This is a genomic window from Bacillus mycoides, from assembly GCF_001757995.1.
In the GTDB taxonomy this organism is placed as follows: Bacteria; Bacillota; Bacilli; order Bacillales; family Bacillaceae_G; genus Bacillus_A; species Bacillus_A mycoides_B.
This window is the reverse complement of sequence record NZ_LXLV01000040.1, coordinates 1-14,250: the sequence shown is the minus strand read 5'-3', so window position 1 is coordinate 14,250 and position 14,250 is coordinate 1. Positions and strand designations below refer to the sequence as shown.

The 14,250-nt window shown below is 34.5% G+C and carries 17 protein-coding genes; 13 read left to right on the top strand and 4 right to left on the bottom strand.

Annotated elements, in window-relative coordinates; all coding sequences use genetic code 11:
- Positions 1-56: 56 nt before the first annotated feature.
- Both BWGOE10_RS15065 and BWGOE10_RS15060 read right to left on the bottom strand, forming a co-directional pair.
- Complete coding sequence (locus BWGOE10_RS15065) at positions 57-812, bottom strand: CPBP family intramembrane glutamic endopeptidase (RefSeq protein ID WP_070143802.1); 756 nt, start codon at positions 810-812, stop codon at positions 57-59.
- Between the two features lie 105 nt (positions 813-917).
- The gene (locus BWGOE10_RS15060; RefSeq protein ID WP_070143800.1) at positions 918-1,481 is read right to left on the bottom strand and encodes a TetR/AcrR family transcriptional regulator; all 564 of its coding nucleotides are present in this window, start codon (positions 1,479-1,481) and stop codon (positions 918-920) included.
- A 148-nt stretch (positions 1,482-1,629) separates the two neighbouring features.
- Between BWGOE10_RS15060 and BWGOE10_RS15055 the strand changes: the two genes are divergently transcribed.
- The 4 genes from BWGOE10_RS15055 to BWGOE10_RS15040 all read left to right on the top strand — a co-directional run bounded on the left by BWGOE10_RS15055 (position 1,630) and on the right by BWGOE10_RS15040 (position 4,779).
- Complete coding sequence (locus tag BWGOE10_RS15055) at positions 1,630-2,388, top strand: SDR family oxidoreductase (protein ID WP_070143798.1); 759 nt, start codon at positions 1,630-1,632, stop codon at positions 2,386-2,388.
- A 335-nt stretch (positions 2,389-2,723) separates the two neighbouring features.
- Complete coding sequence (locus tag BWGOE10_RS15050; protein WP_070143796.1) at positions 2,724-3,749, top strand: SDR family oxidoreductase; 1,026 nt, start codon at positions 2,724-2,726, stop codon at positions 3,747-3,749.
- Positions 3,750-3,779: 30 nt separating this feature from the next.
- Positions 3,780-4,316 (top strand): hypothetical protein, encoded by a 537-nt coding sequence (locus BWGOE10_RS15045; protein WP_070143794.1) that lies wholly within the window; start codon positions 3,780-3,782, stop codon positions 4,314-4,316.
- 31 nt (positions 4,317-4,347) lie between these two features.
- The gene (locus tag BWGOE10_RS15040; RefSeq protein ID WP_070143792.1) at positions 4,348-4,779 is read left to right on the top strand and encodes an SMI1/KNR4 family protein; all 432 of its coding nucleotides are present in this window, start codon (positions 4,348-4,350) and stop codon (positions 4,777-4,779) included.
- Positions 4,780-4,840: 61 nt separating this feature from the next.
- Here the strand turns inward: BWGOE10_RS15040 and BWGOE10_RS15035 are convergent, their stop codons facing one another.
- On the bottom strand, positions 4,841-5,632 hold the full coding sequence (locus tag BWGOE10_RS15035) for a DUF4240 domain-containing protein (RefSeq protein WP_070143790.1): 792 nt from the start codon (positions 5,630-5,632) through the stop codon (positions 4,841-4,843).
- A gap of 205 nt (positions 5,633-5,837) precedes the next feature.
- Here BWGOE10_RS15035 and BWGOE10_RS15030 point away from each other — a divergent pair, with 205 nt between their 5' ends.
- Positions 5,838-6,305 carry an NUDIX hydrolase gene (locus BWGOE10_RS15030; protein WP_070143788.1) on the top strand — a complete coding sequence of 156 codons (468 nt, stop codon included), beginning with the start codon at positions 5,838-5,840 and terminating at the stop codon, positions 6,303-6,305.
- Between the two features lie 22 nt (positions 6,306-6,327).
- Positions 6,328-6,972, top strand: a complete 645-nt coding sequence (locus BWGOE10_RS15025; protein WP_070143786.1) for an alpha/beta hydrolase — start codon at positions 6,328-6,330, stop codon at positions 6,970-6,972.
- 50 nt (positions 6,973-7,022) lie between these two features.
- On the opposite strand, the gene BWGOE10_RS15020 is transcribed toward BWGOE10_RS15025, so the two are convergent.
- Positions 7,023-8,966: an elongation factor G gene (locus BWGOE10_RS15020; protein ID WP_070143784.1), complete on the bottom strand. Its 1,944-nt coding sequence runs from the start codon at positions 8,964-8,966 to the stop codon at positions 7,023-7,025.
- A gap of 265 nt (positions 8,967-9,231) precedes the next feature.
- Between BWGOE10_RS15020 and BWGOE10_RS15015 the strand changes: the two genes are divergently transcribed.
- From BWGOE10_RS15015 to BWGOE10_RS14985, 7 genes are all read left to right on the top strand, one after another.
- On the top strand, positions 9,232-9,660 hold the full coding sequence (locus tag BWGOE10_RS15015; RefSeq protein WP_070143782.1) for a MarR family winged helix-turn-helix transcriptional regulator: 429 nt from the start codon (positions 9,232-9,234) through the stop codon (positions 9,658-9,660).
- Between the two features lie 18 nt (positions 9,661-9,678).
- A complete protein-coding gene (locus BWGOE10_RS15010) occupies positions 9,679-10,317 on the top strand; it encodes a nitroreductase family protein (RefSeq protein WP_070143780.1) in 639 nt (212 codons plus the stop codon).
- Between the two features lie 44 nt (positions 10,318-10,361).
- The gene (locus BWGOE10_RS15005; RefSeq protein WP_070143778.1) at positions 10,362-10,655 is read left to right on the top strand and encodes a putative quinol monooxygenase; all 294 of its coding nucleotides are present in this window, start codon (positions 10,362-10,364) and stop codon (positions 10,653-10,655) included.
- Positions 10,656-10,865: 210 nt separating this feature from the next.
- Positions 10,866-11,141, top strand: coding sequence for a TIGR04197 family type VII secretion effector (locus tag BWGOE10_RS15000; RefSeq protein ID WP_070143776.1), 276 nt, complete (start codon positions 10,866-10,868; stop codon positions 11,139-11,141).
- A gap of 40 nt (positions 11,142-11,181) precedes the next feature.
- Positions 11,182-11,544 carry a DUF3958 family protein gene (locus BWGOE10_RS14995; protein WP_070143774.1) on the top strand — a complete coding sequence of 121 codons (363 nt, stop codon included), beginning with the start codon at positions 11,182-11,184 and terminating at the stop codon, positions 11,542-11,544.
- The gene (locus tag BWGOE10_RS14990; protein ID WP_070143772.1) at positions 11,541-13,220 is read left to right on the top strand and encodes a cytoplasmic protein; all 1,680 of its coding nucleotides are present in this window, start codon (positions 11,541-11,543) and stop codon (positions 13,218-13,220) included. The genes BWGOE10_RS14995 and BWGOE10_RS14990 overlap by 4 nt, the downstream gene beginning before the upstream one ends.
- Before the next feature lie 2 nt (positions 13,221-13,222).
- Positions 13,223-13,687 (top strand): hypothetical protein, encoded by a 465-nt coding sequence (locus tag BWGOE10_RS14985; RefSeq protein ID WP_070143770.1) that lies wholly within the window; start codon positions 13,223-13,225, stop codon positions 13,685-13,687.
- Positions 13,688-14,250: the final 563 nt, after the last annotated feature.

Genomic DNA, 14,250 nt, shown 5'->3' with positions numbered 1-14,250 from the left:
GTACTTAATGAGCTAATTAAGGTACATTAAACTGAAACACTTTTTTTAATTGTTAACTATTTTTTAACTTGTCGATGTATAAGATACATAATGCAGAGCGCAATTGCTAAAAAGATAAATTTAATTAACTCCATTAGGCTGGCATCCCACTTGTTTTGCAATCCATCTGTTAAAAAAAATACATTAAACATACCATGTAAAATTGCGGGTGGTAGTACAGAACGACCGTATTCTCTCGTGTACGTCAAAATTATAGATAATATAAATAATAACGATAGATAACTTAATATTCCTACAAACCATAACTCATAGTTTTTATAAAAGAGTGCTACTGGTAAATGCCATAAAGACCAAAGTGAAGCTGTAATTATTGCGGTTTGTATTAATGAATATTTTTTTCGTAAATAGTAATGAAGATTCCCGCGCCAAATAATTTCCTCTAAAAATGCAGACAAAGCTGCAATTGTAAGACCAATGAGTAGGAGAATTCCCAATTCATTGCAGTGATTAAATAAGAACTTTATATTATAAATATAAAAATAGAAATGGAGACATAGACCTAGAAGTAGTGGGAATAAAATGGAGAAAATTAGTGATTTTAATGTTGGACGTGAAATGCCAAATGTATGAAAAATTTCTTGTTTCTTATATGCTTTTTGATATAAAATAACGGCTAACAACGGAACAACCATCGTAAAACCCAAATAATTACGACCATTTTCTATGTTTAGCAAAAAGATATAAAATAACGATGTGAGAGAATAAATGTAAAATGTTGAATGATAAACTATGTTTTTATTAATATTTATCACCTACCTAAGTACGTATAATTTGTTGATCAAATATTGGATATTTTAATTATATATGAAATGGAAATAGACAGAATGAAAAATTCCATAAAACAACTTTGTTTTAAATTAACCGTCTACTCCCATATTTAAAAATTGAACAAGCTGATCATTTAAATAACTTGTACTATAAGAAAAATCATGTTGATACCACTCAATAATGATGCCAATAATCGCATTTGCTTGGTAGGAACAATAAAGTGAATGGTTCACGCCTTCTTTAAGCAAAGCTTCTTTATCTTGAAGTAACAAATGCTTTATTTCCTCAAAAAATAAATAATAGTACATTAAAGGAACCTTTTTGGAAAAAACAATTCTGTAGAATGATTTGTATTTTTCGATATGATGAAAAATCCGAATTGTAGAAGGATCTAATTTACTAGTTTTCAATACTGATACATAGCGATAAGGTTCTTGATAAGAACGTGTCAAATCTGCTGTAATTTCTTTAAAATACTCCTCAAATAAATCTTCTACTTGTTTATAATGCAAGTAAAATGTACCACGATTTATTTTTGCTTTTCTGCAAACTTCCGAGATGGAGATGACTTCTAAAGTTTTTTCGTTTAATAATTCTAACAATGCGTTATGTAACGCCTCTTTTGTTTTCACAATACGTATATCTGTACGCATTATTTTTTTCACCTCTTATTGAACACATTTCTTACGATTTGTTAATTATTGAACATTTATCGTTTTTTTGCTCATTGTAAGCGCTCTTTTATATTATTATAATTTTTATTGAACAACTGTGCAATAAAAGACAAAGGGGCCGTTTCAGATGAGATTAAAAGGTAAAGTAGCAATTGTCACTGGTGCTGCGTCAGGCATGGGGAAAGCAATTGCAGAAGGTTATGCAAAAGAAGGAGCAAAAGTCGTTGTATCAGACTTAAACTTAGAAGGGGCTCAACATGTAGTACAAGGAATTAAAGCTACAGGTGCAGAGGCCATAGCTGTTCAAACAAACGTTACCTCCGAGGAAGATGTTCAACGTCTTTTCGATGAAACAAAACAAGCTTACGGGAAATTAGATATTCTTGTTAATAATGCAGGTATCATGGATGGAATGGAGCCTGTTGGTGAAATTTCAGACGAACGCTGGGAGAAGGTTTTCTCTGTGAATACAGTATCTGTAATGAAAACAATGCGTATTGCAGTGAATCTATTCTTGGAACAAGGACACGGTACGATCGTCAATAATATTTCTGCAGGTGGATTATACGGTGCACGTGCTGGTGCTGCTTACACAGCATCTAAACATGCAGTCGTTGGCCTAACAAAAAACACTGCCTTTATGTATGCGAACAACAACATCCGTTGTAACGGTATCGCTCCTGGAGCAGTCATAACAAACATTGCTTCTACAATGACAAATATGAGCGAATTTGGTGCGAGCCGCCAAGCATTAGGTATGGCAATTAATCCACGTGCTGGACAACCAGAAGAAGTTGCACAACTGGCTATCTTCTTAGGCTCAGACGAAGCTAGTTTTGTAAACGGACAAGTGATTTCTGTAGACGGCGGCTGGACTTCATATTAATTTTAATTCACACCTATTAGCTATCAAGCTTAAAAAAATAAGTTCGATGCCTTTGCATCGGGCTTATTTTTTCGTTGTTGAGATTGATTTGTTGATGGGGAAGTTGTGCGGAGTTAAAGAATTAATGAACAGAATGAGAGTTAGCAATTTAGTTAAGATACATATAAAATATAATTACTTTTTAATTTAGAAACCATCTTTATTAATTTTTCAAAATGGTTTCTTTTTTGCCTATAGAATTAAAATTGAAGTAAAAAAATAAATACCCGTAACTTTCCACCTCAAAAAATCGTTAAACAAAAGAATAGATTTTTTATCACGAATGGGGGAGAACTATGAAAATTCTAATACTAGGTGGTACACGATTTTTAGGAAGAGCATTTGTAGAAGAGGCTTTAAAAAGAGGGCATGAAGTTACATTATTCAACCGCGGAACAAATAAAGAAATTTTTCCTAAAGTAGAGCAGTTAATCGGTGACAGAAATAACGATGTATCAAGTTTAAAAAATCGAAAATGGGATGTTGTCATAGACACGTGTGGATTTTCTCCACATCATATTAGGAATGTTGGAGAAGTACTTAAAGATAATATTGAACACTATATATTTATCTCAAGCATTTCCGTATATAAAGATTGGATTCCCCATCACATAAAAGAAGACTATATATTACAGCCAGAACCACTGGGTGATAAGGTAAAGGCTGTAGAGAATGGTGAAATATCTCCATATGAGTATTATGGTGCACTTAAAGTATTATGTGAAAAAGAAGCAGAGAAGTATTGGCCAGGTCGTGTTTTACACGTAAGAGCAGGACTTCTTTCAGGAATGTTTGATTATACAGATCGACTTCCGTACTGGATTCAGCGTGTAGCAAAGGGCGGAAGCGTGTTAGTTCCAGGAAGAAAAGATCGTCCAGTGCAATTAGTTGATATAAAAGATGTTGCGAGCTTTGGACTAAACATGGCAGAAAATAATAAAGTAGGTACATTCAATATAACAGGTCCGGATGATGAGTTGACGATGGAAGAGCTATTAAATACGTGTAAAAAGGTTACGAAAAGCGATGCTGAATTCGTTTGGGTCGATGAATCATTTATGAAGGAACATAAAGTGCAGCCTTGGACAGAGATGCCTTTATGGCTTCCGGAAACTTTTCCATTAGAAGGGGAAACGAAGCCGTGGAAAGGTGGATTTTCTATTCGTGTCGAGAATGCTGTTAAAGCAGGGCTTACTTTTAGAAGATTAGAAGATACTGTTACAGACGTGCATGACTGGATGAAGAGTATGGACGAATGGGAATTAAAAGCAGGTATTTCAGTTGAAAGGGAGAAAGAATTGTTAGAAAAGTGGAATGGATAGTTTTTATAGATAATAGGGATGGAGAGAAATATGATAGATCAATTAAAAAAGGTTAGAAAAAGGACGATAATTTTAACGGTTATAATCCTCTTGCTAACAGTCATTCTCGTAAGAAATAGTACGTGGTATATCTCTCGTTCCTTTTCTTCTGAATTTTTCCGATTGCCGATGCCTTTGGATAGTAAGGTAATTAAAGATTATGAAGCGGATGAGAAAAATTGGATTGAAATAGGGAATGGTGGATATTGGGAAGTGGTAGCGAATCGAATTATAGAAACGAAGCAATCGAAGGCAGAAGTAATCTCATTTTATCAAAAAATAGGGAAGTTAAAGTATCCCAATTCTAACGTGACCGGTGTAGAAATTCAGCTCTATTTTAAAGATGATAGTAAGGTAGTAGAAAATGAAAAGGGGAATTATTACCTAGATAAGATGGGAGATATTCGTTATGTAAGTGAATATGCTATTGAAGATATAAAGAAAGAAAAACAACCAAATGATCCAGAGATGATAACATATGTGATACAAGTACATACCCAATTTGATTATTGGTATAAACTTGATTGAACATGAAGAACTATAGGAAGGATAAAAAGTTATGTGGAAAAACACTATTCACAGTATCTCATCAAAATTAAGCTTAAAAAATCCGGCTACGAAGGATGAGCTTACTGATATACAAAAATGTTTACATGTGGAATTACCAAATGATTTATATCAATTATTACAAGAAACAAACGGTATAGCAGGGGAATACGGAGACTTTATTTGGGATGCTTCAAAAATTAAAACTGAAAATATGAATATGAGAAATATAGTTGATTTTAAGGATTTATATATGCCTTTTGACTGTTTATTATTCTTTGCTGATGGTGGAAATGGTGATTTGTTTGGCTATTCCATTTTGAATGGAATGGTACAAAGAGATGATATATACGTATGGAACCATGAAAATGATAGTAGAACGTGGATTGCTCCTTCGTTAGAAACTTTTATGGAGTGGTGGGAGAGTGGGAAGGTAACAATTTAAACATAGTATCAAGAAAAAACGCCTTGTTACTAAAGAAACAAGGCGTTTTTCGTATGTAAATCTACCACTCAATCGGTTCTTCCCCGTACATCTCCCACAGTCTAGGAAACATCTTTTTCAATCCTTCTTCGTCATCTTCATCCCAGTCAAACTCAATATCTATCTCGTCGAATTCTTGATTAGATAAGACATGATAAAGTGTAAAGTAAGTATCATCTTCATCCCCGGTTTTTTCTACATATACAGTGTAACCGAAGTATAAAGAAAGTTCTTCAATATTTGGTACGTCATACTCACTCAAATTTTCTAATACAGGAATTAACCGTTCTGGATCTTCAATACACGCTTCATAAGTTTCTTTCCCTTGATATAATAACCATCCGCGGAAGTAATCAAAACAATCATCCGAACAACCACCCATAATAATATAAGCAGCTGCCCATAAGTGAGACGTATAGGAAGCTTTTAATATACGATGCATATGCGTATCAAAAGCTACAATTTCATGTACTGTACGTTTAGCGAGGTGAGAAGTAAGCCATTCTATTTGTTCTTCTTGGTCTTCGCCTTTCGTTTTTGCACGATTAAGTAGTTCCCAAAATTCTTCTTCTGTTATCGTTTTTTCTTTTATGTAATCTTCCCCTAGACACGGGTCTGTATATCCTTTTTTACGTTTGGAAGCAACTAGTTTGTTAGCTTCTTTTATACATTCTTCTTCTGTTTCAAACTCTTTCGCTTTTACACTACCAGCTGTGCCAATTTTTCCATAAAACACAACATAATCTTTATCTTTCACAACGATTTTCCAAAACTTATTTGATTTTTCGTTTTGCTGGATTAATAACGTTTCCATTCGTACCCCCATAGTGTTTTTCTAGTGTGTATTGTGATTGTAACATATGTATATACACTTGTAATGACAGAAATTTGCGTTTGTTTTTTTGAAAGTTCAAAAATCATTGAATGAAATAGAAATATTTAGTAATCTTATTTGTACAGGATATACATAATCGTTTTGTAATAATTCGGTATTTAAATAACATATAGGGGGATTAAGTATGGATCTAACGTTTAAAGTTGAGGAAACATGTTTTAATTACCGCGTCGGAGCAATTTGTAAACACGATAATAAAATACTCATTCTGCAAGGTGACGGCGAAGATTTTTGGTACGTACCGGGCGGGCGCGTGAAAATGCTAGAAAATAGTGAAGATGCGTTAAAACGGGAGCTTGCAGAAGAAGTAGGTGTTCCTATTGAAGTAAAGAGATTACTATGGTCAGTAGAAAATTTCTTTACACTTTCTGAGCGAAAGTTTCATGAGATTAGTTTTTATTATGAAGTAGAGCTACATGAATTACCCGCGAATGGGGAGGATCAATACATTCTTGAAGAAGAAGGTAGAACATATTTGTTTAAGTGGGTGCCAGTGGAAGAATTAGATGAATATAACTTGCAGCCGGCATTTATAAAAGATAAAGTTAAGGATTTGTCAGTTCATACAGAACATATCGTTTTACAAAAGTAAACGTGTTCGGAGGGGGAAAACGGTGAAGGGGACTAAAAAGGAAATACATATAGACGACAAAGTCATCCGTTACACACATATCGAAAAAGGGTCTAAAACGATTTGCTTTATGTTTTCCGGTTCTGGTTACAATTATGATAAACCATTATTTTATTATGCGACGATGCTTATGCTTGAACATAAAGTAGATGTAGTACATATTCATTATTCCTACGATGGGCAATTAATGGAAAAACCAATGAAAGAAATAACGAAAGTAATGATGGATGATATTAATCCTATAATGAATGAAGTACTTAAAAGTGGGCAATATAGCAATTCGATGTTTTTAGGAAAATCACTCGGAACAATTCCGGTTGCAAATGACTTAATGAAGAGAGAGGAATACTTACAGTCAAAGATGTTATTACTTACACCTTTACTAACTTTTGATTCAATTTTTGATTCTATCTTACATAGTCATCATGAAGGGCTTTTAGTCATTGGAGACAAAGATCACCAATACAATGCAAATCAAATTGAGCAATTAGATCAATCGAATCTAAAGATTGAGATTGTCAAAAACGCAAATCATTCTGTAAATGTTGGGGAATTTGAAACTGAAAATTCGATTGAAGCTATAGCAAAAGTAATAGAACAACTTAAAGAAGTTGTAAGGACAAACTAATTTAAGTTTCAATACATGCAAAAAGAGGTGCAATTTGCACCTCTTTTACTTTAATAAGCCTTCAACACATGAAGTAAATAATCTTTCCGATTTAGCGGATTAAAGTCAACACGTTTTCGAGTAGGAAAGGGAGCCGTAAGTTTTGTGAAACCACCTGGCTTCGTTGTGAAGATACCTTCTCCTTCGGTAAATGAATGTAGCATTCGTTTAAAATTCTCTATTTTCGCAACAGGTAATGAACCAGTTAAGTGGTAAGAATCATTATGCAATATAGGTTCTGCGAAAGTTGCTGGAATAGCAGCTAGTTTATACATTGCGGTACTAATTGCGTGCTCTGGTACAGTTAATTCAAATTCGTTTAATGGCTCATATACATATGTTTCAGCTTGCTTTAAAGCGTCCATTAATACGAGCGGTGTTAAGTTTCTAAAGTCACTCGCTGTTGTAACAGGACTAGCATAACCTGTATGTGTTAACGTGACGATAATGTCCGTAACTTCCCATCCGTATAAACCTTGTTTTAACGTTTGAAATACTGTGTCTTCAATCGCTTTATGAAATGCTAAAGGTAGTGATCCAAGTTCAACACCTAAGTTATAAGTTATGCCAGAGTTAAGCTTACCACGTTCGACTTTGAAGCCGATTGTTGCGTAAAATGGATTCGCTTTTTCACCCATTACTTCAACGCTATTTCCTATGCCAATTGGCTTTTCCATACAAACAACTCGCGTGTTTGAAAAAGTAACTTGTAGCTTGTATTTTTCAAGAAGTGTAGTCTCGATAACTTCTTTTTGCACTTCACCGAAAAGACGGATATATAGTTCATCATGAACATCGTCTTTCCACACTTTAATGAGGGGATCCTCTTCGCATAGTTCCATAAGAGCAGCATATAAATCATGAATTCGTTTTTTTGCTACTACATCAATGGCAGCCTCCATTTGCGGTTCGGCAAAGTGAATATCTTTTATATAATCCGTCCGCTCACCGATAATATCACCAATTTTAATATTACTCAGTCCCCACACTTTGCAAAACTCTCCGCTGTGAACTGCAGAAGCTTGAACTGCAGTTCCATTATGAAACATGCACATTTTTTTAATCTTTTCTTTATGTGATTGAGACTCACCGTGCTGTATCTCAACATATTTTCTAACGTGTAAGCTACCAGAAAAAACTCTAACATAAGCAATTTTTTCCCCAGAAGATTCACGCTCAATTTTAAAAACAACACCAGATAATGTTTCATCTTGTGTCGATGTATTAGCTGGAATTAGGCCCGGAAGTTTTTCAAGTAGTTCAGTTACTCCTATACCTGTCATTGCTGAACCGAAAAAGATTGGATACACATTTGCTTGTTGTATTTGTTTTTCTAGTTCTTTTCTTAATAGCGCATCTGATATTATTTCGTTATTTACATATGATGCAAGCAATGATTCATTATATGGTGCTAATCGTTCAATACAATCGTCATATGATTTATATTCAATAATACGAGCTTCCTTTGTTCCTTCGTTTTGGGCAGAATAGAAGGGGAATGCGTCATTTGAAAGGATCATTTTTATTTGTTTTACAACTTTTTCTGTATTTGCACCACTACGGTCTATTTTATTTACAAATAAAACAGTCGGTATGTTTAGTTTCTGTAGTGTTCGCATTAAAATCTTCGTTTGTGCTTGCACACCTTCAACGGCAGATATAACTAAAATGGCACCGTCTAAAACGCGGAATGATCGTTCCACTTCAGCGATAAAATCAGCGTGTCCAGGTGTATCAATGACATTTACTTTTAAGTCACCAATAAAGAAAGAAACGACAGATGCTTTAATCGTAATTCCTCGCTGTCTTTCTAGTTCCATTGAATCGGTTTGCGTATTGCCACTATCAACTCGGCCAATTTCTTTAATCACATTCGTTTCATAAAGAATACGCTCAGTCAAACTCGTCTTGCCAGCGTCTACGTGCGCGACAATCCCTATATTTATTGTTGTCATAAATTAATATCCTCATTTCGTTTTCCATATTTAATACCTCATTTCTATTTGTGTATTGCCGCATTACAATCACTCTCCAGTCATTTGAATTATTACTATTATAATGTAATTTCCATTTTTTGTAATGCTGCAAAGCGCCTTAATATGGAAAAATAAGAATGAAAACAAAATGCTTGCATTATAAATCGATATAGATTATATTAATTGACATATCAACTATTGATGTATCAAACATTTTTCATTCCGAAAGTAAAGGAGGGATAATTTGACAAGTTCATGCTCAAAAGAAGCAATTATTTTATATAAATTACACTTTCTAAATAAAGAAGTAAGTTCGAAGTTTGAAGGGTGTACGGGTATGAGTCAGTCTAGATTAGAGCTTTTACTTCAGTTATATGAAGTAGATGAAATTAGTCAAAAAGCACTTCAGCAAGAAGTGAATATTGACAATGCAGCGATTACGAGGCATTTAAAACAGCTGGAAGCAAACGGAATGATTACAAGACGTAAAAATCCAGATGATAACAGAATTACGTTAGTTTCTCTTACTGAAGAGGGGCGAAATAAAATTCAAGTGTTTCAAGAGGAAAAAGAACGTTTCGCTACTTCAGCATTTAAAGGATTAAGTGAAGAAGAACGCGACAATCTTTTAACGATGTTAGACCGCATTCAAGAAAACATAAAAGAATTATAAAAAAGGGAGAATACAACTATGACAAACTTACTAAAAACTAATGATTTTAACGAAATTTTAACAGGACGCCGTTCAATTCGTAAATATGATCCAGCTGTAAAAATTAGCAAAGAAGAAATGACTGAAATTCTTACAGAAGCAACACTTGCACCATCTTCAGTAAACATGCAACCATGGAGATTCCTTGTTATTGAAAGTGACGAAGCAAAAGCAACACTTGCGCCACTTGCTAAATTTAATCAATCTCAAGTAGAAACATCTTCAGCAATGATCGCTGTATTCGGAGACTTAAACAACTTTGATAACGCAGAAGAAATTTACGGTACAGCAGTAGAGCGCGGACTTATGCCAGCAGAAGTAAAAGAAGATCAAATGCAAAAACTTTCAGGTTACTTCTCAATGGTTACACCAGAAGTAATGAAAGATACAGTACTAATTGACGGTGGTCTTGTAGCAATGCAATTTATGCTAGCAGCTCGTGCTCACGGCTATGACACTTGCCCAATTGGCGGATTTGAAAAAGACCAAATCGCAGAAGCATTCGGATTAGATAAAGAGCGTCACGTACCAGTAATGTTAATTTCAATCGGAAAAGCAGCTGACAGTGGTTACGAATCAGTACGTCTTCCAATTGAAAAAGTTGCTGAGTGGAAGTAATTTTATAAAAATAGAAATAAGTGAAATATGAGAGGGGAAACACCATGATTATTATTCACGCAATATTTCAAGTAAATCCAGCAAAACAACAATCATTTATAGAAGAAATTCAGCCACTCATTCATGGTTCTAGAGAAGAAAGTGGGAATGTATCTTATGACTTATATAAAGATACAGAAAAAGAAAGTGTTTATACGATGGTAGAAGTATGGAAAGATGAAACAGCAGTTGCGAGTCATAATACGAGTGAACACTTCACATCTTTCGTTAGTAAGGCATCACAGTTTTTAACTGCTCCGCTTGATATAAAGGTTTATAATGGAACGTTAGTAAAATAATATGGTGAAAAAGATGACTTTAGCATTAAAGCTGAGGTCATCTTTTTTTGTATAAGTAGAATCTACTTTCGATACAGTTATGTTGAAATAGAAGATTTGCTCTTATCTTCAATGACAGTGGTGAATTGCATGTTAAATTCGAACATTCGGTTTATTGGAATATTTTTCCGTGGTATAATTTTATTGGAAATAAAAGGTAGGGGGTAAGTGATGGGAGAATTTCAAAGTAATTTGCATACGGCAACGCAACTTGCAACGAAAATGAGAAATGCTTCGGATAGAATGCAAAGTGCTACTAGTCGCTCTATAAATAAGGCAACGCGTACTACGCTATCTGTGAACTTCAAAGCACAAGAAGCAAATCAACAAAATTTACACATCACGAAACAATTTTGCGCTGCTTTTCAACAGACGATTGATAATATCTATTCCGTAGCAAATGAATTTGAGAAAATGGATAACGGACTTCAAAAGACTTTTCAATAATGTAACGGCCTACGTAAAGGGGAAAAGGTAGGGAGAAAAGATGAGTCAAGAAATTGAAACGAGAATCAGTCAATGTAATCAAAAGTTACGAAGTATATTTGAAGAACAAAATGAAAACCGAATTGAGCTGCAAAATCAAGAACAAGCTGAGGCTAGTTTTCATGAATGGAAAAATCGAAGCAATCGTTTATTTAACCGAATACTAGAAACTTGGCATGGTGACAAAGAAGTATTTCACCTTTTTACGAATATGCGGCAAGAGATCGGACAGTATGAAAGAAAACTTACATTCGAATTAGAAAACGAAAAAGAGACGTTGCTTAAAGAAAAACGGCATCTCAGTGAGAAAGAAAACGACCTTTCCTATGAACAGCAGCAACTACAAAGGGAGGTTAATACATGAGTTTAAACATGTATTTGGGAGAAGTACAAAGTCAAACTCAAAGTATGAACGCTATATGTAATGCTACGATTCAAAGTATGGAACAAGCCATTCAATCTATTGATGCCTTTGCGATAGATACAGTTTTACAAGGACAAACATACAGTAGTGCAAAAGCCTACCTTGTCCAAACATTTCGGCCATTAGCGCAAGGAATCATATGCTTATGTGAAGAATTAATTCGCCAAAATGATGCATTCCCAAACGAGTTCCAAGCAAAAGTTGCTTCGACAGATGTGATCGAACAAGAAATAAGAGAACAAATACGGGGAATTAATCAATCGATTACAAGTATAGAAGCAATAGAAGTACTTACACCGATGCCCGGAGTAGGTGCAATGAGAAAAAAACTTGAAGAAAAACTAGAGCATTTATATGAATTCAATCATACGTCCAGCAACAATTACAGCACCGCCCTCCAATTAGCAGCTAGCATCACAGCCGGACTCGCTGAAGTGCAAAGCGGGAAAGGATTTAGTCCTGTAAGTGGGACGTTTAGTACACAAGGGTTGAATATGGATTGGGTGAGTTCTATTCAGGGGATTATAGAAGAAACAGCCCGAAAACACGGTCAGTCAATTAGGGATATAGAAACAAATAACATAATTGAGGAGAAATCTCCGCTTAGAAATGCTTGGGACGATGCGGCAGACAGTATAGTTGGCATGTTTGAAACAGTGAAAAAAATGTGGGAAGCTATTCAAAGAGGCTCTGGGAAAGCTATTGGAGATGAAATCGAGTCCGCAGTAGCTTTAAGTAATATGGACATAGGAACTTTTATTAATGTAACCTATGTACTTTTCCATTTGGATGAAACTGCAAAAAATATGTGGCATGCATTTTCAAATAAAATAAAACGAGATATGATAGAGGGAGATGCAGAGAGTCGTACAGAATTGACTACTTATGGATTAACGCAAATAGCTACCACATTATTGGGCGATAAGGCACTAAATAAAATCGGTCATATCGCAAAAGGAGCAAAAGCATCAAGTGGAATAACTACAATTGCTAATGCAGTAACACTAGCAAAAGAATTGAAGCCTAAGCTTGAAATGTTACAATCCTTTAAGAGAGATGCTTCCTATGCATTCTCTAGTGTTGGTGGAACTATCGTAACCAAAATACCTCAAGGTGAATTAATAGAAGCTTATTATAAGTTTGCGAAGTCTAAAGATGGTGGTAAGGGTACGGGTCAAGCTACACCTAAAAAGAAAAGTGTACCGGATTGGCTTAAAGAGCGATGGGAAGCAGGGAATAATTTTAATAAGGAAAATCGTCCTCGTTACCCTTATAATGAGGTAGAGTTGGAAGCAAAAGAAGTAGGGGGTAAAAAATACGTAGTTGACTCATATGCACACAATAAGGAAATAGTATCGAGAAAATTCACTCAACTTAGTGAAGTGCAAGAAAAGACAGCTAAGAGTTATTTAAATGAAATTACAAAAAAATATCCTTCAGGTTCTAAAATATCAAATGGTCCTTTTAATCCTAACGCTCTCAAAGGGGGGCGACTTAAAGGTGAGTTAATATTAGAAGTACCAGTTCAAAATAAACCAATTCCGCAAACGATTCTTGATGAAGCAACAAAAAATAGGATTATTATTAAGGATATTAAAGGGAAGGTGTATAATTGACTATGAAAATTTATTATTGTGACGAATGGTCGGACATTAAAAAGAAGCCTTGGAATATTCTAGATGACCGTGATGCATACACATACCATCAAAAACATGAACCATATACGGCGGTATTAACTGAAGATGAAAACCTTAAGTATATTGTAAATGTTACAAATGAATGGGTTTCGGTGGGATTTTATGATGACTTGATTCGTAAGTATTTAAATTATGATTTTGAAGTTATGAGTGACAGTAAGATATTTTTAAGAACAGCTACGTATTGGGAATATGATGATGAAACTGATACAGAAGTAAGTAGCTTGATTTTGGGATTCCGAGAAAATGGCTATATAGCAATGGAAAAAAGGGATTTAAAGACTGGCTTATTCGAGGAGCGTGAGATTAGCGATACCCTTGAAAGAAACTGGGATGTATTTCCTGAATTTGGTCATTATATTCATTTGTGTAGAGAGGAAAGATAATGTTTTTAGGAGCACTCTATAGTGCCAAAGCTATCTATAAGAAAGGTGTTATATATCAATAACACATAAGGCAAGCGAACTAAAGATAATTAAAATATTGAATTAGAAAAAAGAAAAATGATATATTTGAAAATAGAGACTCCATGAAGGTAATATCATCATGGAGTACTATGTGCAATGATAGAATAGAAAAAGAAGTACGAGCTTAGGCGAGATGACGTTTTACTGGGCGATGAATATAAACACATGGATTGTATATGAAACTAATGAACTCGTACAAACTCGTAAGTTTTAACGTAGTAGTTTTTATGACATACAAAAGGTGTCATACTTTTACTGCAAGATTTACAAATTTATGCTACTTAAAAACATATGAACTTAAAGCACTTGATTGTCGACTAAAGGCAATGGGTGCTTTTTCTTACGATTAGTCAAATGTTTTTCTTACGATTAGTCAAATGTTTTTTAGAGTTATAATTGATTAAATGCCAGAGATTTTAAGCCAATTAGAATGCAAGCCAAATACCCCTAATATGTGTCCATTTTTTACTAGGGGGAAGATA